This is a genomic window from Rhizobium sp. BK251 (assembly GCF_004345245.1).
Lineage (GTDB): Bacteria > Pseudomonadota > Alphaproteobacteria > Rhizobiales > Rhizobiaceae > Rhizobium.
Genome location: NZ_SLUQ01000009.1, coordinates 70148 through 90117 on the forward strand (window position 1 = coordinate 70148; position 19970 = coordinate 90117).

A 19970-nucleotide genomic window follows, 5' to 3' on the forward strand; every position below is an offset into this window, starting at 1 on the left:
GCACCGGTGGAGCGCATTCGCCGCAAGTTGTGACGTCCATTCCGAACAATGCAGTGCCTTCGAGCGCTGCTGTTGAGGATTGTGACAGGAGAGACTAAATGCTGCTGGTGCCCGCAACCACTGCCGATATCGGCGATATCGTGGAACTCGTCAACAAAGCCTATCGGGACGAGAATCCGAAGGGCGGTTGGACCGACGAAAGGGAACTGCTTGCCGGCCCGCGGATCGGCGAGGAGAGGCTTGCAGACATGATCGCCCACGAGAACTGCGTGGTGCTCCTCTGCAGGCGGTACGAGGATGCGAAGCTGATCGGCTGCGTTGCCGTGAAGGAAATGGAGCACGGAATGTGGCATCTCTCGCTCCTCGCAGTCGATCCGGCGCTGCAGGCGGCGGGTCTCGGACGCGCAATTCTCACGGCGGCCGAAAAATATGTTCTCGAACGCGAAGGACGATCCATACAGATTACGGTGATCGGCCTCCGCAAGAGCCTCCTGGAGTGGTATGTCCGGCGCGGCTATGCGCAAACGGGTGTCATCGAGGTTTTTCCCTACGACGACGAAAGCGTCGGCACGCCCCTTCGCCAGGATCTCAGCCTCATCGTGCTGCGCAAATCGCTGGATCGGCCCACGTCGCTGCGATCGCGGGAGACATATTTTTAGCCAAATTTTGTCGCAGAAAGTTCGCGCTTGTGCCACAATCTGGCAGCAACGGGGGGAACGAGAATGGCGATATGGCGTCCAGACAGCTCCTTTTATCCATCTCCGCGAATGGCGGCAAAAGCGCCAAAAGAAACCGTCGCCTATGTGGCGGCGTTCGATCCTGACCGCAAGAAGCCCGATGCTATTGCGGTCGTTGACGTCGATCCCTCTTCGGCCACCTATTCCCAGATCGTCGGTCAGGTCGACATGCCAAATGTCGGCGACGAACTGCACCATTTCGGCTGGAACGCGTGCTCGTCCTGCCTCTGCCCGAATGCGCCGCATGCCCATGTCGAGCGCCGCTATCTCATCGTACCCGGTCTCAGGTCCTCACGGCTCCATATCATCGACACGAAGCCGGATGCGCGGGCGCCGAAGATCGTCCGCGTCATCGAGCCCGCCGAGATCGCTGAAAAGGCGAATTATTCCCGCCTGCATACGGTCCATTGCGGGCCGGAGGGCATCTACATCAACGCGCTTGGCGATGCCAACGGCAACGCCCCCGGCGGCATCTTTCTCCTGGACCACGACAGCTTCGACGTGTTGGGCCAGTGGGAGATGGATCGCGGTCCGCAGAAGCTTGCCTATGACTTCTGGTGGCACCTCGGCCACGACACGATGATCACCAGCGAGTGGGGCACGCCCGACACCTTCGAGAATGGCCTCGTGCCGGAGGTGCTTCTCGGCTCGAAATACGGCCGCAGGCTGCATTTCTGGGACCTGCAGAAGCGTAAGCATGTACAGGAGATCGACTTGGGCGAGGAGCATCAACTCGTCTTCGAACTTCGCCCCGCACACGATCCGACCAAGGCCTATGGCTTTGTCGGCTGCGTCATCAGCCTCAAGGACCTCTCGGCCTCGATCTGGACCTGGTATCGCGACGGCGAGCGTTGGGCCGTCAAGAAGATCATCGAGATACCGGCGGAACCGGCCGATCCCGAGCACCTGCCTCCGGTGCTGAAGGGCTTCAAGGCGGTGCCACCGCTGGTAACCGACATCGACCTCTCCATGGATGACCGCTACCTTTACGTCTCCTGCTGGGGAACGGGCGACATGATCCAGTACGACGTGTCCGACCCGCTTGCGCCGAAGGAAACGGGGCGCGTGCGCATTGGCGGCATCGTTGCCCGCGCGACCCATCCGAAGGCCTCAAACGGTGCGCTGAACGGCGGCCCGCAGATGGTTGAGATCAGCCGCGACGGTAAGCGGGTCTATTTCACCAACTCGCTCTATGGCCCCATCGACCCGCAATTCTATCCGGATGGCATCGACGGCTGGATGGTGAAGCTGGATGTCGGCGAAAACGGCGGAATCTCCTTCGACAAGGACTTCTTCGTCGACTGGCCGAAGGGCCATCGGCCACATCAGGTACGTCTCGAAGGCGGCGACTGCTCCTCTGATTCCTATTGCTATCCTTGAGGGCTGACCGCGTGCCCATGGGTCGTGCAGAATGACCAGCCTCTGGCCCTGGCTCACGGTCGCCGGTCTTGGCGCGTTCCACGGCGCAAACCCGGCCATGGGCTGGCTTTTTGCTGTGGCACTCGGCCTTCACCGGCATAATCGGCGCGTCGTATGGGTGTCGCTCATACCGATCGCGGTCGGCCATGCGGCCTCGATCGCGCTCGCACTGGCCGTCATCCTGGCGTTCGGCCTGCTCCTGGACCTGGGCGTCCTGCGCTCGGTCACCGGAATGCTGATCCTGGTGCTCGCCTGCTATCACGCGATCTATGGTCACAAGCATCGCGTCAGGATCGGCATGCAGACGGGGATGGCGGGGCTTGGCGTCTGGTCCTTCGTGATGGCGACGAGCCATGGGGCAGGGCTCATGCTGGTGCCGGCCGTCCTTGCCCTCTGCGTCGCCAACGGCACGCCGTTTCCGCCGGATGCGTCCTTTGCGGTTTCGCTCGGAGCGGTCGCCGTGCACACGCTGGCGATGCTGGCAGTCACGGGGCTCATTGCCGCGATCGTATTCGAATGGCTTGGTCTTTCGTTGCTTCGCAGTGCCTGGATCAATTTCGATCTGATCTGGACGCTCGCGCTCGGGACCACCGGTCTCATTCTGCTTTTCGAGTAATTGCCGCTGCCCGCGACGAAAGCGCGGTCAGCCCGACGTGCTCTCGCGCACGACGAGGCCGAAACCGAGATCGATCTGTTCGTCCGCGGGTTTGGCCGAGGCTTCGATGGCCGCTAGGACCTTTTTTGCCGCAAGCTTGCCCGTTTCATACCGCCGGGTCGCGATGGAAGAGAGGGACGGGGAGGCGCAGGCCGCAAATTCCAGATCGTGAAAGCCGATGATGGAGATGTCGCCGGGCACGCGAAAGCCGCGCTTGCGGCATTCCTGCATGGCGCCCAGCGCGAGGTTGTCGTCGGTGCAGAATATCGCCTCGGGCGAATCCCCGCGTTCGTTCATCTCGGCAAACAGCGCCGAGCCGAGCGCGACCGAGCTGGCGCTCGCGCGCTGCGCGATGATCGTTCGCCCGGAAAGCCCCGCACCTTCCATGGCGGCGTGATATCCGTCCATGCGCGATTGCGCGCGATGATCAAGATTGCCGGTGAGGAATGCGATCTTCTGGAAACCCCGTTCGAGAAGATGCGTGGTCGCCGTCCGGCCGGCAAGTTCCTGCGACATGCCGATATTGATGTTGATCGGGTCGGGCGACAACTCGAACGTCTCTACGACGGGAAGGCTGGCCTGCACCAGGAGCTGTCGGGCATGGAGCGTATGGTGGATCCCGGCGATGATGATCGCTTCCACGCGCTGTCCGAGCAGCGCCTTGATCGCGTTTTCTTCCTCCGTCTCCGAATAGCGGCTGTTGACGACGATCACCTGGAAGCCCGCATCGACCAGTGCCTCGTGCAGCGCGAACAGATACTCCGCAAAAATGACGTTGTAGAGCGTCGGGACAATGACCCCGATCGAGTGCGTCCTCGAAGAGGCAAGCCGGCTGGCCGCAAGGTTCGGCACGTAGCCCAGTTCCCTGACCGCCGCGTCCACGCGCAGCCGCAATCCTTCCGAGACTGCTGCCGGCTTTCTCAGTACCCTCGAGACCGTGATCGGGCTTACACCCGCCAGACGTGCAACATCGTCCAGTGTTATCCGCCGCATTGAAATTATTCCTTCGCTCAGGTGGAACGCCGGAATGCTCTTAATACAAGAATTTTACTGTAATGACACAGTTACCAACGTTGGCAAGGATAATTTGACAGCGCTGTCAACTATGTTAATATTTGGAGGTCCGGATCGGCGTGGGATGGAGCTTCCGGACCAAGCATGCCAATCAACCTGAGGAGGGGCGGCTTGGTCCGCCCGTGGAGGAGGACATTCATGCTTACATTGAAGACAGGAAAACCGGCGGGTCTCGCCGTGTTTTCGGCGTCGGTCTTTGCGCTGTTGTGTGGCGCGGCCTATGCTGAGCCTCAAGTTGTGTCTGGTCCGGCAGCTGAGCCCGGATGCATGGTCCCTTGGGCGGCAGACACGCAATTCCTGCAATATCCGAAGAAAGAAGGACCCTATCGCGTCGCACTTGCGAACGGCTACATCGCCAATACCTGGCGCATCCAGATGGTGCAGACGGCCAAGGCCTATGCGGCCCAGCCTGACGTTGCGGCCAAACTCAAGGAGTTCAAGGTCGTTTCGACCGGCGAGGACGTGCCTGCACAGATTTCCGCCATCAACAACTTCATCGACGCCGGCTATGACGCCATCGTCGTGAACGCACAGAACCCGACCGCTTTCGGTCCGGTCATCAAGCGCGCCAAGGAGGCGGGCGTCATTCTGGTCGCATTCGACAACATCCTCGACACCAAGGATGCAATCAACGTCAACGTCGACCAAAAGGGGCTTGGCGTCATCTGGGCGGATTGGCTGGCCAAGCATCTGCCGAATGGCGGCAAGATCCTCGAGGTACGCGGCGTGGCCGGCACATCCGTAGATACGGACCGCCACAACGGCATTCACGAAACCCTTGGGGCTTCCGGCAAGAAGTTCGAGATAACGGAAGTGGTAGGCAAGTGGGATGACGGTGTCGCGCAGAAGGCCACTGCCGATGCAATCGCGACAAATGGACCCTTCGACGGCATCACCGCACAGGGTGGCGACACCGGCGTGGTCCAGGCGATGATGGACGCCAAGCATCCGATGGTGCCATTCGGCGGAGAAACGGAAAACGGCTTCCGCAAGTTCTGCGCCAAATTTGCCTCCGACGGGCTGAAATGCTCCTCGGCCGGCACCGGCCCGGCACAGGTTGCGGTTGCGATCAAGACAGCTATTGCGGCCCTTGAGGGGCAGGTCGTGCCGCAGGCCGTCAAACTGCCGACGGCACTCGTCTCCGACCCGGATTTCAAGGAAGGCCAGGACTACTATCCCGACCAATCCGACAATTTCTTCGTCGGCAATTCTTTCCCCACCTGCGGCATCAACTTCACCGCCCAGGAAATCATGGGGCAGACCCAGGAAAACCAGTAAGGCACCTCTTTTGGTGAGGCTTGACTGCGGGCGTTCGCGCCCGCAGTCTGAGGTTTGTTGCGACCCGCTGGGAGGTTGGGCGCATGGCAGTATCCGAACCGCTCTTCCGTATGGAGGGCATTTCGAAGCGTTATGGCGGGGCCATCGCGCTGAAGCAGGCAGATATTGCGATCAGGGCCGGAGCGATCCACGCCGTCCTCGGTGAGAATGGCGCCGGCAAGTCTACGCTTATAAAGATCATGGCGGGCGCGGTGGCACCCGACGAAGGGCGCATGCTGCTCGACGGCAAGGAGGTCTCGTTCCCTTCGCCGGCGGCGGCGAATGCGGCCGGTATCGTCTGCGTCTTCCAGGAACTCTCGCTCATTCCGGACCTTTCGGTCGCCGACAATATCGTCATCAGCAATCCGCCCCTGCGCTTCGGCATGATCGATCGGCGCAAGCAGCGCCAGATCGCCGAGGAGGCGCTGGCGCGGGCGGGTGCGGCCGACATACATCCTTCGTCGCTGGTGAAGGACCTGCCGCTTTCCCGAAGGCAGATGGTGGAGATCGCCAAGGCGCTCGCCCGCAAACCACGCCTGATGATCCTCGACGAGGCGACGTCGGCGCTGACGCAATCCGACGTGGAGAAGGTCTTCGGCGTGCTGAAGCGGCTTCGCGCCGAAGGCATGGCGCTGATCTACATTTCGCATCGCATGCACGAGATCGCGGCCCTTGCCGACGACTGCACCGTTTTTCGAAACGGGCGCAGCATCGAATCCTACCCGGCCGGCACGAAAACCGACCGGCAGGTAGTCGAGCTGATGATCGGCCGCGAATATACGGGCGTCTTTCCGCCGAGATCGAAATCCGTCGAGGGTGACAAGCCGATCCTGTCCTGCCGGAACCTCTGCTGGGGAGGCCGGCTCACCGACATAAGCCTCGATGTGCGACCGGGCGAGATCGTGGGCGTGGGGGGCTTGGACGGCCAGGGTCAGCGTGAGCTTCTCCTCGCACTCTTCGGTGTCCTGCGCGACATTCGCGGCGAGGTCGAAGTCAACGGTAGGCCGGTGACGCTGAAAAGCCCGGGCCAGGCGAAATCCGACGAAATCTCGATGGCGCTGATCCCCGAGGACCGAAAGACCGAGGGATTGATGCTGCCGATGACGGTGCGGGAGAACCTCTCGATCGCATCTCTTGGCCGGGTATCGCGCTGGGGCGTCATCGACCGGGCGTCAGAAGCGCGCCAGATCGATGAACTGCTGAAGCTGCTCTCCATCAAGGCGGCCACGATCGACATGCCGGTCGCCGCCCTTTCGGGTGGCAACCAGCAGAAGGTCGTCATCGCGAAATGGCTGATGACCCGACCGCAGATCATCCTCCTCAACGATCCGACCCGCGGCATCGATGTCGGCACCAAGCAGGAGATGTATGTGCTGCTGAGGAAACTCGCCGATGCCGGTGCCGCGATCATCTACTACTCGACGGACTATGACGAGCTGGTCGGCTGCTGCGATCGCGTGCTCGTCATGTATGACGGCGGAATTGTCCGCGAGTTGCGCGGTGCCGACATAAACGAGCATGAGCTGATAGGCAGCGCTCTCAACATCAAGGCGAACGCATCCTTGCAGGAGGTCTCTCGATGATCAGGGATGCGCTCTCGGAATGGCGCTTCTGGCAAGTCCGGCAACGCGGCACACTCTTTGCGGCCGCGCTTTTTATCGTCATGTTCGCGATCTACGTGTCTAACCATCCGGCGGGCTTCTCGCCGAACGTGGTCCAGACCGCATCCAACAAGGCTGCCCTTCTCGCCTTTGTCGCGATGGCCCAGTGCTTCGTGGTCATAACCGCTGGGATTGACCTGTCGGTCGGCATGATCCTGGTCTTGTGCAATTGCCTCGCATCCTGGCTGGTCGTCGGTACCCCGCTCGAGACGGCGTTCGGCGTTGCGGTGGTTCTTTTGGCCGGCCTTGCCTGCGGCATGCTGAACGGGCTGATCATCATTTTCGGGCGCCTGCAGCCGATCGTAACCACGATCGCCACGAGTGCGATCTTCTATGGGCTGGCGCTGCTCTTGCGGCCGACGCCGGGCGGATCCGTGAACGAAACGCTGGCCGACGTCTTCACCTCCAAGATCTTCGGCGTCTTCCCGATGAGCCTCGTCGTGCTGGCAGCCGTCATACTCGTCATCTGGATCCCCTTCAGCCGGTCGGTGCTCGGCAGGACGGCCTATGCGATAGGATCGGCGGAGAACGCCGCCTATATGTCGGGAATGCCGATCAAGCGCGCAAAGCTCGCCGCCTACGCGCTCGGCGGCCTGCTTTCGGCGATGGGTGGTCTTTACCTCACCTTCTTCTCCTATACGGGGGAGGCGGCGCTCGCCAGCGGCAATGCCTATACGCTCTATTCGATCGCCGCGGTGGTGCTGGGTGGCGTCTCCTTGGCCGGCGGCAAGGGCAGCGCCATCGGCGCCGTGTTCGGTGCGCTGGCCTTTCGCACGATCGGCGACCTGCTCTTCGTCTTCGACCTCGATCCCCTTTGGCAGCCGCTGTTCCAGGGCGTGGTCCTGATGCTTGCAATCAGCATCGGCTGCATCGGCCTTGCCCGCGTCCGAAACCGTCTGGAGTGGTTCCAATGAGCGAAGATGCGTCTCTTCCGCGACAGTCTGTTGCGATGAGCCGGCTGAGGGGCATCGATCCAGCGGTAGCGATCGCCTTCGGCTGCATCGTCCTGCTCCTGCTCGGCGGCTCCATCTATTCGGCGAACTTCCTTTCGCCGGAGTATCTGCTGCAACAATTGAAGGTAGCATCCTTCCTCGGGGTCATAGCGACGGGGATGATGATGGTCATCCTCCTCGGCCAGATCGACCTTTCCGTACCCTGGGTGGTCACGACCGGCGCCATGATGGCAAGTGCTGCAACCATGTATGGCACCACCGGCTCGGTCCTCGCGATTCCCTTCGGCATCTTCTGTGGCGCACTGATCGGGCTCGTGAACGGCGTTGCCGTCGCCTATCTGCGCATTCCTTCGATGATCATCACGCTTGCGACCAATGCCGTCGCGCAGGGCCTGATGGTCGTCTACACCGGCGGGTTCTCGCCGCGTGACTCGGCGTCACCGGCAATGCGCTATCTTGCGACCGGCTATCTGGTGCCGAGTATTCCGAATAGTGTTCTCGTCTGGATCGTCGTCGGCGCGATCGCCGTCTTCCTTCTCACGCGAACGACGTTCGGACGGTCCCTCTATGCGATCGGCAATCGCGAACGAGCCGCCTATATGTCGGGGATCAATACGCGCGCCGTGACGATGATCGCCTTCGTCATTTCCGGCGCGCTCAGCGCCCTTGGCGGAGTGCTGCTTGCCGGCTACGCGTCGAAGGCATCGCAATCCATGGGCGACGCCTATCTCCTGCCGTCCATCGCCGCGGTCGTGCTGGGAGGAACCCACGTCCTTGGCGGCAAGGGCTCCTATCTTGGCACAGTGGCCGGCGTCATCCTCATCACCCTCCTGCAATCGATCCTCTCGGTGATGCAGATCGAGGAATCCGGCCGACAACTGATCTATGGCGTGGTGATCATCGCGATGCTTCTGCTGTACGGCCGGCAGTCAAACTGACGCCGCCCGCATCAGCCGAACTTCGGCGATGCGCGCCTGGCGAGCCGCATGTGCTCGATGATGTGCCGTCCGGACCCTTCGACATGGCGGGCGATGACGCGCGCTGCGGCATCGGCATCCTGCGCCCTGATGGCGGCGATCAGCTCGCGATGCTCCTCGATGACGTTCGTCTGGCGGCTGAGCGACACCGGAAAGCGCCGGCTGATCGCCCCCAGGATCTCGCGATGGCGCCACCACAGGTCCACGGCGTGGCGATTATAGTGCCGGTCGTACATGAGGCGGTGGAAGCGTGTGTCGAGGCTGGAGTGAAGCCGCTCATCGGCAAAGTTCAGTTCCTCTATCTCGGCCTGGATCTGCTCGAGCTTTTCTATCTCGGCCTTCGTGACCAAGCCCACGAACCAGCGCGTCAGCGCCGGCTCGATCAGCACCTCGATCTCGAAAATGTCGCGGACGAACTCTTCGTCGATCGGCCGCACGCGGGCGCCGCGGTTCGGCGTCAAGAGAACGAAGCCTTCGCCGCGAAGCTGCTGAAGAGCTTCGCGCACCGGGTTCGTCGAGGTGCCCATCCGGTTCGCCAGTTCGGCGACCTTCAGTCGCTCGTTGGCCGACAATCTCCCCTGGATAATGTCGTCGCGGATGCGTTCATAGATTGAACCGCCGCCATCCTCGGCGAGTTCGTCAGCCTCCGAAAGAGGCGGGGAGATGTGGGCGATCGTACTCATGACTTCTGTTTTATGTAGTTTTTTGCCGGTTGCCAAGAGCAATCGCACAAATTTATACACTCATATTGACAAAGAATGTACGATCTGAAAGTTTTCGTGCAACACGAGACCGAGGCCTCTACTTCGGCGCGTGGCGGAGGAAGCCGGCGGAGGCCGGCAATCAGGAGGAGATAATGGCTTACCAGCAGAAACTGCGGGGCCTCGTCGTGTCGACGGGGTTGTTGGGCTTTGCCCTGATGGGTTTTCTGAACCCTGCCCTGGGGCAGGACTATCACCAGGCGCCGATGCTCGATGAGCAGGTGAAGGCCGGAAAGCTGCCGGCGGTCGCGGAGCGCTTGCCGGAGCACCCCTATGTCGAGACCATGATCGATGGTGTCGGCAAATATGGCGGCACGCTGCGCACGACAATTCTCGCCAACGGCGACCAGTACAACCTCACCCGCACCATCGCCAACGAACTGCTGGTGCGCTGGGATCCGAAGTGGCAGAAGGTCATGCCCTCGCTTGCCGAGGAATTCACCGCTTCCGACGATGCGACGACCTATACCTTCAAGCTCCGCAAGGGCCTGAAGTGGAGCGATGGCCAGCCCTTCACGGCCGACGACATCCTGTTCTGGTATGAAGACGTGTTCATGAACGACGCGCTCTCGCCGGCCAAGAATCCGACGTTCACCGTTGCCGGCAAGCCGGTCAAGGTGCGCAAGATCGATGATCTGACGGTCGAGTTCAAGTTCGACTCGCCCTACGGCCTGTTTTTGCAGCAGCTGGCTTACGGCCAGGGCCACCTGCCGGTCATCTATCCGAAGCACTATCTCAGCCAGTTCCATGAGAAATACAACAAGGACGGCATCCCGACACTTTTGAAGGCCAATCCGGCCGCGGGCGACTGGGTGGCGCTGTTCAACTCGAAGGTCTCGCTGACATTCCAGCCGCCGTACTGGCAGAACCTTGATCTGCCAACCATGAACCCGTGGATACTGACCGTGCCTTACGCCGACAGCGAACGTGTCGTCGCAACGCGCAACCCCTATTACTGGAAGGTCGATCCGGACGGCAACCAGTTGCCCTATATCGACGGCGTCACCTGGGCAAAGCTCGACGATCCGCAGCTGATGGCGCTGAAGATGACCTCGGGCGAGTTCGATTTTGCCTTCCGCCACATCAACAACTCCACCTTCAAGTCAGTGCTCTTCGACGGCCAGGAGACCGGCAACTATCGCTTCGTTGACGTGAAGGACTTGCCGGCCAATGATGCCGTCATCCTGCTCAATCTCAACTCGACGGACGAAACCAAGCGCAAGCTCTTTCAGAACAAGGATTTCCGTATCGCGTTGAGCCATGCGATCAACCGCCAGGAGATCATCGATCTCGTCTATGTCGGGCAGGGCGCTCCGGCACAGGTGGCGACGCAGCCAGAACACGAGCTCTTCAACGAGCGCGAGGCGACGCAGTACACCGAGTTTGATCCGAAGCTTTCCAATGAAATGCTCGACAAGATCATGCCGAAGAAGGATGCCGAAGGCTTCCGTCTCGACGACAGCGGCAAGCGTTTCACCATCAACTTCATGGTGGCTGACGTCTTCGGGCTCTCCTATCCCGACGTGATGCAGTTGGTGCAGAAATACGCCAAGGAGGTGGGCATCGACATACAGCTGCGCACGACCGACCGTGCCCGCCTGAACACCATGTGGGCGGCAAACGAGCAGGACGCCTACATCTGGAACTGCGTCGGCGGGCTTTCCGAAGTCTACACCGATCCGCGTTGCTACATGCCTTTCCAGAAGGCCGACATCTTCTTCGCCATGAAGTGGAGCGAATGGTATTCGAACCACGCCACGGGTGAAGAGCCGCCGGCTGAGATCAAGGCGCTGATGGCCGCCTACGACAAGGTCAACGCCGCCGTCGGTGACGACGAACGCCGTGAGAAGATGAAGGAATTCCTCAACCTCTCCGCTGACAACTTCCTGAACATCGGGATTTCGCGCCCCATGCCGAAATACATGATGGTGTCGAAGAACCTGAAGAACGTCGTCGACGGCATTCCGATCACCGGCAACCTCTGGCACCCGGCCCCGACGCTGCCCCAGTGGTACTTCGACAAGGCCAACTAAGGCTTCCTCCAGGGACGACGGGAACACTCCTCCCGTCGTCCGCCCCTTCGATGCAATCGAACGGTCAGAAATCATGCTCCGTTATATCGCCAAGCGGCTGGTGTTCGCGATACCGACACTGTTTGCCGTCTCCATCATCGCGTTCATCATCATCCAGCTGCCGCCCGGCGATTATCTCACGACGCTCATGGCCGACTGGGCAAGCCAGGGTGGTGCGGTCGAAGAGGGCACCGTTGCTGCGATGCGCGAGCGCTACGGCCTCGATCAGCCGATTTACTTTCAGTACTACAAGTGGATCGCAGGCATCCTCATGCACGGCGATTTCGGCATCTCGTTCGAGCTCGGCAAGCCGGTCACCGAATTGATCTGGAGCCGCCTCGGCTTTTCGCTTTTGCTGTCGCTCCTGACCCTCTGCTTCGTCTGGGCGATCGCCATCCCGATCGGCATCCTGTCGGCTGTGCGCCAGTATTCGATCTCCGATTATTCGGCGACCTTTCTCGCTTTTTTCTTTCTCGCCGTGCCTGATTTCCTGATGGCGCTTTCGGCGATGTATGTGATGTCCGCCTATTTCGGCCAGAGCGTAGGCGGCCTGTTTTCTCCCGCTTACATCGACGCGCCTTGGAGCTTCGGCAAACTTGCCGATTTCGGCGGGCATGTCTGGCTGCCGGTCATCGTTATCGGCCTCGGCTCGCTGGCTGCGCTTGTGCGTATCATGCGTGCGAACCTGCTCGACGAACTCTCCAAGTCGTATGTGACGACGGCGCGTGCCAAGGGCATGTCGGAATTCGAACTGCTGATCCGCTATCCGGTACGTCTGGCGCTGAACCCGCTGATCTCGACGCTCGGCTGGATCCTGCCGGCTGTCATCTCTGGCGAGATCATCGTTTCGGTCGTCATGAGCCTGCCAACGACAGGGCCGCTGCTGCTGCGCGCGCTGCTTGCCCAGGACATGTATCTCGCCGGCTCGCTCATCCTGTTGATTTCCGTGCTGACCATCATCGGCACGCTGATTTCCGACATCCTGCTCGCCATCACCGACCCGCGGATCCGGTTCCAATGACAGACATTACCCATCTCCCGCCGGACACCGGCCTATCGATCGACCTGCACGGCAGGAACCTCGCCGTCGCCGGTCAGTGGCAGCTCTTCTGGCTGAAGTTCAAGAAGCACAAGATCGCGCTGGCAAGCCTTGTGGTCATCGTCTTCATGTATCTGGTCGCGGCATTCGCGGACTTTGTTGCGCCATTCGATCCCAACGCCACCAACGCGCGCTTCACCTACGCGCCGCCGCAGGGCATATCGCTTTTCCTCGACGGTTCGCTCCGTCCGCATGTCAGCCAGCTGAAGATGACGCTGAACACGGAGTCCATGCGGCGCGAGTTCACCCCCGATCCGGCCAAGCCGATTTCGGTCGGTTTCTTCGTTCCCGCCGCACAACCCTATAATCTGCTCGGCTTCATCCCGATGCAGACCAAGCTTTTCGGCCTCACCGATCCGATGCCCGGCGACAGCATGTACATCTTCGGCGCCGACCGTCTCGGTCGCGATATCTTCTCGCGTGTCGTTCATGGCGCCAAGATATCATTGTCGATCGGCCTCGTCGGCGTGTTTGTCAGCCTGATCCTCGGCGTGACTATCGGCGGCATTTCCGGCTTCTTCGGTGGCTGGGCCGATATCGCCATCCAGCGCTTCATCGAACTCCTGCGCTCGATCCCCACGATCCCCCTTTGGATGGGCCTTGCAGCTGCCATCCCCGTCGGCTGGCCGCCCCTCCGGACCTATTTCGTCATCACGCTGATCGTCTCGCTGATCGGCTGGACGAGCCTGGCGCGAGAGGTGCGTGGCAAGTTCCTGTCGCTGCGCAACGAGGACTTCGTCATTGCCGCCCGTCTCGACGGCATGAGCGAGATCGGCATCATCTTCCACCATCTGGTGCCGTCCTTCATGAGCCACATCATCGCGACCCTGACGTTGGCGATCCCCTCGATGATCCTTGCCGAGACGGCGCTCTCCTTCCTCGGCATCGGCCTTCAGCCGCCGATCATTTCCTGGGGTGTTTTGCTGCAGGAAGCACAGAACATCCGTGCGGTCGCACAGGCGCCGTGGCTGCTCTTCACGCCGGCCGCGGCAATCGTGATCTCAGTCCTGTCCCTCAACTTCCTCGGCGACGGTCTTCGCGATGCCGCAGATCCCTACGAGTCGGTGTCATGAGCATGAACCCAGAGACCTCCAAAGACGCGATCCTCAAGGTTGCCAATCTGAAGACCTACTTCCCGACGCGAACCGGCCTTTTCAAGGCGGTCGATGACGTCTCGTTCGAGCTGAAACGCGGCAAGACCCTCTGCGTGGTCGGCGAATCCGGTTCCGGCAAGTCGGTCACGGCCCGTTCGATCCTCCAGATCGTCGACAAGCCCGGTCGCATCGAAGGCGGTTCGATCGTTCTGACGCGGGCCGACGGTTCATCCGTCGATCTCGCCAGGCTCGATCCGCGGGGCAAGGAAATCCGCAGCGTGCGCGGCAAGGAGATCGCGATGATCTTCCAGGAGCCGATGAGCTCGCTGTCACCGGTCCACCGTATCGGCACGCAGATCGGCGAGGCGCTGCGCATCCATTTCGGCATTCGCGGCAACGAGCAGCGTGAGCGCGTCCTCGAACTCTTGCGCCAGGTCGAAATTCCCCGGCCCGAAACGGCGATCGACCGCTATACGTTCGAATTCTCCGGCGGCATGCGTCAGCGCGTGATGATCGCCATGGCGCTTGCCTGCAATCCCTCCGTGCTTATCGCAGACGAACCCACCACAGCGCTCGACGTGACCACTCAGGCGGAAATCCTCGACCTTATCAAGCGGCTGCAGCAGAGCCACGGCATGGCCGTTCTGTTCATCACCCACGACATGGGCGTCGTCGCCGAAATCGCCGATGAAGTGCTGGTGATGTATCGTGGCAAGGTCATGGAGCGCGGGCCGGTGGAGCACATCTTCCACGCGCCGCAGGACGATTATACCCGCCGGCTGATCGGCTCGGTGGTCAAGCTCGAGAAGAAGGCCGAAGTTCGCCTCTCCCGTGCTGAAATTCCCGCGGATGCGCCGCCGCTTCTCGATGTGAAGAACCTGTCGCTGACATTTCCATCAGGCCTCAAGGCGGTGGACGACGTGTCCCTGATCGTCCGCCCCGGCGAGACGCTCGGTATCGTCGGCGAATCCGGGTCCGGCAAGACGACGATGGGCCGTTGCCTGCTGCGCATTTACGATCCGCAGGCCGGCGCCATGGACTACCGCCGTGCCGACGGCAGCACTGTCGATCTCTGCACGACGGACAAGGCTACGCTGAAGAGTGTTCGCCGCGACATCCGCATGATCTTCCAGGATCCGGTCGGCTCGCTCAGCCCGCGCAAGACCGTCGGCCAGATCATCGCCGAGCCGCTAAAGCTTGCAGGAATGAAGGGCCGGGCGCTAGACGATCTGGTCGCCGAGCTGATGCAGCAGGTCGGCCTCGAGCCTGCCTGGCGGGAGCGCTACCCCCACGCCTTCTCGGGTGGCCAGCGCCAGCGCATCGGGATCGCCCGTGCAATCGCCTTGAAACCGAGGCTGATCGTTGCCGATGAGGCGACATCGGCGCTCGATGTCTCGCTGCGCTCACAAATGCTGGACCTGATGATGAAGCTTCAGGACGAGCTGGGTCTCTCCTACGTCTTCATCTCTCACGACATGTCGGTCATCCGCTACATGTGCGATCGCGTCGCCGTCATGTATCGCGGCAAGATCGTCGAGGCGGGCGAAACCGATCAGGTCGTCAACAGTCCGGCCCACGACTACACGCGTGCGCTGCTCTCCGCCATTCCCCATCCCGACCCACGCGACCGGCGTATCCACAACCGGTTCCGCTACGACCCTGTGCGCTCAGTTTCAGCCAATGGATAAGTCATGAAAATTACCGACGTCAAAATCATCGTCTGCTCTCCCGGGCGCAACTTCGTTACCGTCAAGATCTTTACCGACGAGGGGCTTACGGGGGTCGGCGATGCAACGCTGAACGGGCGTGAAAAAGCGGTGGTCGCCTATCTCGAAGACCATCTGGCGCCCCTTTTGATCGGTCGCGATCCCTCGCGCATCGAGGATATCTGGCAGTATTTCTACAAGGGAGCTTACTGGCGTAGAGGTCCCGTGACGATGGCGGCGATCGCCGGCATCGATACGGCACTCTGGGATATCAAGGCCAAGGCCGCCAACATGCCGCTTTATCAGCTCCTCGGCGGCGCCAGCCGGGAGAAGGTGCTGTGCTACACGCACGCCCAGGGCACGGACATCGCCGAAGCCGTGGAAGCGGTCGGCAAGCGTATCGAGCAGGGCTATAAGGCGATCCGCGTTCAGGTAGGCATTCCCGGCCTGCCTGATGTCTATGGCACCGGCAAGAAGTCCGTCACCAATAACGCCAATGACGACGCCGTTCCGCACGAGGAAACCTGGTCGACGTCGAAATATCTTCGCTACGTCCCGGAACTCTTCAAGGCGGTGCGCGACGCTCACGGTTGGGACATCGAACTCCTGCACGACAGTCATCACCGCCTGACACCGATCGAGGCGGCCCGGCTCGGCAAGGATCTCGAATTCGCGCGCCTCTTCTGGCTCGAAGACACGGTTGCCGCGGAATACCAGGAAGGTTTCCGCCTGATCCGCAAGCACACCACGACGCCGCTTGCCGTCGGCGAGGTGTTCAATACGATCTGGGATGCGCGCCTGCTCATGGAAGAGCAACTGATCGATTACATCCGAACGACCACGGTGCATGCGGGCGGCGTGACGGCGCAACGGCGCATCATGGACTTTGCCAGCGTCTATAATGTCCGCACCGCCTGCCATGGCGCCATGGACATGTCGCCGATCTGCCTCGGTGCCAACCTTCATCTCGATCTGTGGGTTCCGAATTTCGGTATCCAGGAATATTCCGGCTACCTGCCCGAGACCATGGAGGTCTTCCCGAGCGCCTGGAGTCTCTCGGACGGCTATCTGCATCCGGGAGAGGCGATCGGCCACGGTGTTGATATCGATGAGAAGCTGGCAGCAAGATATCCGTATCAGCGCGCCTATCTGCCGGTGAACCGTCTTGAAGACGGTACGCTTTGGCACTGGTAATTCAGGGGAACGACATGAAAATCACAGCGATCAAGAGTTACGCCGTCAAAGTCGGCATCCGCAACCAGTTGCTGGTGAAGGTCGAGACCGACGAGGGCATCTTCGGCTGGGGCGAAAGCGGCCTGTCCGGCCGCGAGAAGGCCGTCGTCGGTGCGCTCGAGCACTATGCCGAGTTCCTGCGTGGGCGCGATCCCTTCAAGATCGGCGCGCTCTGGCAGGAAATGTACCGCAGCCAGTATTTCGAGGGTGGCCGCGTATTGCAGGCGGCGATCTCGGCGATCGACATTGCGCTCTACGACATCAAGGGCAAGGCGCTCGGGGTCCCGGTTTATGAACTGCTGGGCGGCAAGCAACGCGATTTCGTTCCGACCTTCGCCACCACCTTTGCGGCCCCTGGTCCCGAGATGATCGAGCAGGCGAAGATGCTCGTCGAGCACGGCTGGACGGCGATGCGCCTTTCCCCCTCCGGCCACGAGGACCGGCCGATCTACGAGCCGCGCGAACACATCGCGACGACAGCGAAGTGGTGCATCAAGGCGCGAGAGGAACTCGGCGAGGATATCGTGCTCGGTATCGACTACCATCATCGCCTGAGCGTCGCGGAGGCTGCGAGCTTCTGCCAGAAGATGCCCTCCGGCACGCTGGATTTCCTGGAGGAGCCGATCCGCGATGAATCGCCAAGCTCTTACGAGGCGCTGCGCCGACTGACCGACGTCCCCTTCGCGATCGGTGAGGAGTTCGCCTCGAAGTGGCAGTTCCAGCCCTACATCGAGCGCGACATCCACCAGTTCAACCGCCTCGACGTCTGCAATGTCGGGGGCCTAACGGAGAGCATGAAGGTCGCGGCGTGGAGCGAGACGCACTACGTCGACATGATGCCGCACAATCCGCTCGGCCCGATCTGCACGGCTGCGACGATCCATTTCTCCGCTGCCGTACCGAACTTCTCCTGGCTGGAGACCCGCGCAAGCCCCGCCGAAACGCATCTCGGCTTCGACAATTCCGATTTCTTCCCGGTCCAGCCTCGGCTCGAAAAGGCCCACTATCCGGTCTCGGATGCGCCCGGCCTCGGCGTCGAGGTGAACGAGGAACTGATTGCCCGGCAGAGCTTCGAATTCTGGGAAGCGCCGCATCTGAAGCGTCGCGACGGCTCTGTCACAAACTGGTAGGGCAGGGCGCTATGCTCGCCTGATTTCAGGCTGGCGGAATTTCGTTTAATTTTGCTGCAGACCGGCAGGCCCGGTCTGCCGCAAACGCGTTGTTCCCGGCCATAAGGCCACAAGAGGGAATCAGCGCTTGCGCTGGGGTGTTTCGCCGACGCTGCTGTCGCCATCCGCGACCATGTTGCGAAGGTCGCGTCGCGACGCGACCTCGCTGGCTTCCTCCTGCTCGGGCTCCATATAGGACTTGAGCACCTGCTCAAGGTGGGCAGCGGTCAAAGTCGCGACATAGCCTCTCATGATTTTCCCTGTCTTTTTGAGGATGTAGCGAGAACCTAGCCCACCAGACCGGCGGCCGAAACAGGATCGAGTCGTTGTCAACAACTTCTCCCCTTGCCGTCACAGGGCATGCAGCTACGAGCGCCGCAAGTTGATCTGGCTGGTGACCACATTGCGGCCGGAGGACGGGTCGTTGTCCGTCGTCGTCAGCATCATCCCGTCGGCCCCGGTCTTCTGCAGCATCAGCCGGGCGGTCCGGTCACCGTTGACCTCCTTGGGCCAGCGAATGGTAAGATTGATGACATTGCCCTGGCGATTGCCGCTGAGGCCTGCCTTGCCGCCGTTCGGCCCCACGTAGATGCCGCTATACCTTGCGCCGTTGAATTTCAGGTCGGCGCCAAGCGAACGGGAAATCAGCACAAAGCCGCGACACGTGCCATTCAGCGAAAGTTCGGTTTTGCTCGTTTGGGAGTTGAACGTACAGGTGACGTTGACGGGCGTGGAATTGATGCGGATCTTCACGGATCCGCTGCCGGCCCAGCTTCCTTGCAATGATCCAAGGAACGCTGCCTCATCCGCATGCGCGGGTGAGGCAGCCAAGACAAGTGCAATCATCAAACTCCACGCGCTTTTCATGAAGGCGCTCCCGGACAACGAATGCGGCCTGGATGTTAGCAGTTTGTGACTGAACGTGCAGCATCGAAGAATGTTTCCTCGTCTTTCACCGGAGATCCCACACCAAAAGCCCGTCATCGGGCCCGCGTCCGAAAACGAGGGCCGCTGAAAAGTTAACGATCAGCGTTAATGATTGCTTAACGACCCTCGGGGCTAATTGGGACGCACCGCGATTTGTCCCTGATTCGTCAGGGATTTGGACGCCGCACTGGTGGCTGAACACCGAAAGCGATCACGGCTTGGAAATGGGCTCGTTAAGGATTATTTCAACGGCGCTGGGTCTTGCTGTCCTTGCATCCTGCGCGGCCAATGGGACAATTCAGAACCTTGGTTCCGTGCGTTCCATTTCAAATGACGAGGCGCTGGTGTTTCCGCCGCCCGGTGGCCCGGCTATCGTCTCCGTTCTGGAAGAGCGGTTCAGAAACGGCGTTGATCAGGATATCGCACTCTTCACCTCGTCGACGGTGCCCGGCCAGAATTCCTTCAATGTCAAATTCGTCGGCGGAAGTGCCGGCTTCTCCACGATAACGCAGGGCTCCATCTCGCGCGAGATTCGACGAGCGCTGCCGGGTGTCTCCTACAGCGTTTCGCCCTTCTATCTTCAGAACACCTACGGTCCCTTCGGCTATGCCTCCGGCAGCAGCGGAACGGGAGATACCTGCATGTATGCATGGCAACAGATTCGTGCCGGAGAGGTGGATCGCTCGACGCTGCGCCACAACGGCATGATTCAGATAAGATTGCGCCTCTGCGATGCCCGGGCGTCGTCGCAGCAGCTGCTGTCGGTCATGTATGGCTACACCATCGCCGGCACCTTTAGCGGAATCACCTTTCAACCCTTTGGCGCGGCGCCGACGGCGGATGACGCGCTGGGTCGTCCCGGCGAGCCCGTCTATCCCGACGGGATGATGGGTCAAAGGCAGATTCCACCGATCGGCTACAATCCCGCCACCATCACTGTTGCACGCAGGCCATCCCCGCCGGAAGCCAGACCTGTTGTGGCGCCCATTGGGCCGATTGTGCCTTTGCCGGATGCCGCCCCGCAGTCTATGAAGTCAAGTAACATTACCGTACCCATGCCCAACTGCGTCGGGCCGACGGGTGAAACACAAGCCTGCTGATGATCGGCAGGATTGC

Annotated in this window: 18 protein-coding genes; 14 read left to right on the plus strand and 4 right to left on the minus strand. The window is 61.0% G+C overall.

Going from position 1 to position 19970, the window contains the following annotated elements; translation table 11 throughout:
- Window positions 1-98 precede the first annotated feature (98 nt).
- The 3 genes from EV286_RS23200 (at window position 99) to EV286_RS23210 (ending at window position 2772) form a co-directional block, all read left to right on the plus strand.
- Complete coding sequence (locus EV286_RS23200; RefSeq protein WP_132959549.1) at window positions 99-659, plus strand: GNAT family N-acetyltransferase; 561 nt, start codon at window positions 99-101, stop codon at window positions 657-659.
- A gap of 63 nt (window positions 660-722) precedes the next feature.
- Window positions 723-2117, plus strand: a complete 1395-nt coding sequence (locus tag EV286_RS23205) for a selenium-binding family protein (protein WP_132959550.1) — start codon at window positions 723-725, stop codon at window positions 2115-2117.
- Window positions 2118-2148: 31 nt separating this feature from the next.
- Window positions 2149-2772: a hypothetical protein gene (locus EV286_RS23210; protein WP_132959551.1), complete on the plus strand. Its 624-nt coding sequence runs from the start codon at window positions 2149-2151 to the stop codon at window positions 2770-2772.
- Window positions 2773-2799: 27 nt separating this feature from the next.
- Here the strand turns inward: EV286_RS23210 and EV286_RS23215 are convergent, their stop codons facing one another.
- Window positions 2800-3804: a LacI family DNA-binding transcriptional regulator gene (locus tag EV286_RS23215; RefSeq protein ID WP_132959552.1), complete on the minus strand. Its 1005-nt coding sequence runs from the start codon at window positions 3802-3804 to the stop codon at window positions 2800-2802.
- A gap of 219 nt (window positions 3805-4023) precedes the next feature.
- Here EV286_RS23215 and EV286_RS23220 point away from each other — a divergent pair, with 219 nt between their 5' ends.
- The 4 genes from EV286_RS23220 to EV286_RS23235 all read left to right on the plus strand — a co-directional run bounded on the left by EV286_RS23220 (window position 4024) and on the right by EV286_RS23235 (window position 8754).
- The gene (locus EV286_RS23220; protein WP_165932920.1) at window positions 4024-5163 is read left to right on the plus strand and encodes a sugar ABC transporter substrate-binding protein; all 1140 of its coding nucleotides are present in this window, start codon (window positions 4024-4026) and stop codon (window positions 5161-5163) included.
- An 83-nt stretch (window positions 5164-5246) separates the two neighbouring features.
- On the plus strand, window positions 5247-6785 hold the full coding sequence (locus EV286_RS23225; protein WP_132959553.1) for a sugar ABC transporter ATP-binding protein: 1539 nt from the start codon (window positions 5247-5249) through the stop codon (window positions 6783-6785).
- Entirely contained in the window at window positions 6782-7777 is a 996-nt protein-coding gene (locus EV286_RS23230) for an ABC transporter permease (RefSeq protein ID WP_132959554.1), read from the plus strand. Before EV286_RS23225 ends, EV286_RS23230 begins: the two co-directional genes overlap by 4 nt.
- Entirely contained in the window at window positions 7774-8754 is a 981-nt protein-coding gene (locus EV286_RS23235; protein WP_132959555.1) for an ABC transporter permease, read from the plus strand. The genes EV286_RS23230 and EV286_RS23235 overlap by 4 nt, the downstream gene beginning before the upstream one ends.
- Before the next feature lie 11 nt (window positions 8755-8765).
- Here EV286_RS23235 and EV286_RS23240 read toward each other — a convergent pair whose 3' ends face one another.
- Window positions 8766-9476 carry a GntR family transcriptional regulator gene (locus EV286_RS23240; RefSeq protein ID WP_132959556.1) on the minus strand — a complete coding sequence of 237 codons (711 nt, stop codon included), beginning with the start codon at window positions 9474-9476 and terminating at the stop codon, window positions 8766-8768.
- A gap of 173 nt (window positions 9477-9649) precedes the next feature.
- Here EV286_RS23240 and EV286_RS23245 point away from each other — a divergent pair, with 173 nt between their 5' ends.
- From EV286_RS23245 to EV286_RS23270, 6 genes are all read left to right on the plus strand, one after another.
- Window positions 9650-11587, plus strand: coding sequence for an ABC transporter substrate-binding protein (locus tag EV286_RS23245; RefSeq protein ID WP_132959557.1), 1938 nt, complete (start codon window positions 9650-9652; stop codon window positions 11585-11587).
- 73 nt (window positions 11588-11660) lie between these two features.
- Window positions 11661-12647: an ABC transporter permease gene (locus tag EV286_RS23250; protein WP_132959558.1), complete on the plus strand. Its 987-nt coding sequence runs from the start codon at window positions 11661-11663 to the stop codon at window positions 12645-12647.
- Complete coding sequence (locus EV286_RS23255; protein WP_132959559.1) at window positions 12644-13798, plus strand: ABC transporter permease subunit; 1155 nt, start codon at window positions 12644-12646, stop codon at window positions 13796-13798. Before EV286_RS23250 ends, EV286_RS23255 begins: the two co-directional genes overlap by 4 nt.
- Complete coding sequence (locus tag EV286_RS23260; protein ID WP_132959560.1) at window positions 13795-15507, plus strand: ABC transporter ATP-binding protein; 1713 nt, start codon at window positions 13795-13797, stop codon at window positions 15505-15507. Before EV286_RS23255 ends, EV286_RS23260 begins: the two co-directional genes overlap by 4 nt.
- Window positions 15508-15510: 3 nt before the next feature.
- Complete coding sequence (manD, locus tag EV286_RS23265; RefSeq protein WP_132959561.1) at window positions 15511-16719, plus strand: D-mannonate dehydratase ManD; 1209 nt, start codon at window positions 15511-15513, stop codon at window positions 16717-16719.
- Window positions 16720-16733: 14 nt separating this feature from the next.
- The gene (locus EV286_RS23270) at window positions 16734-17888 is read left to right on the plus strand and encodes a mandelate racemase/muconate lactonizing enzyme family protein (protein WP_132959562.1); all 1155 of its coding nucleotides are present in this window, start codon (window positions 16734-16736) and stop codon (window positions 17886-17888) included.
- A 120-nt stretch (window positions 17889-18008) separates the two neighbouring features.
- On the opposite strand, the gene EV286_RS32090 is transcribed toward EV286_RS23270, so the two are convergent.
- Both EV286_RS32090 and EV286_RS23275 read right to left on the minus strand, forming a co-directional pair.
- Entirely contained in the window at window positions 18009-18179 is a 171-nt protein-coding gene (locus EV286_RS32090) for a hypothetical protein (RefSeq protein ID WP_165932921.1), read from the minus strand.
- Between the two features lie 114 nt (window positions 18180-18293).
- A complete protein-coding gene (locus tag EV286_RS23275) occupies window positions 18294-18911 on the minus strand; it encodes a hypothetical protein (RefSeq protein ID WP_348633583.1) in 618 nt (205 codons plus the stop codon).
- A 167-nt stretch (window positions 18912-19078) separates the two neighbouring features.
- Between EV286_RS23275 and bcsN the strand changes: the two genes are divergently transcribed.
- Window positions 19079-19954, plus strand: coding sequence for a cellulose biosynthesis protein BcsN (bcsN, locus tag EV286_RS23280; protein WP_132959841.1), 876 nt, complete (start codon window positions 19079-19081; stop codon window positions 19952-19954).
- Window positions 19955-19970 lie beyond the last annotated feature (16 nt).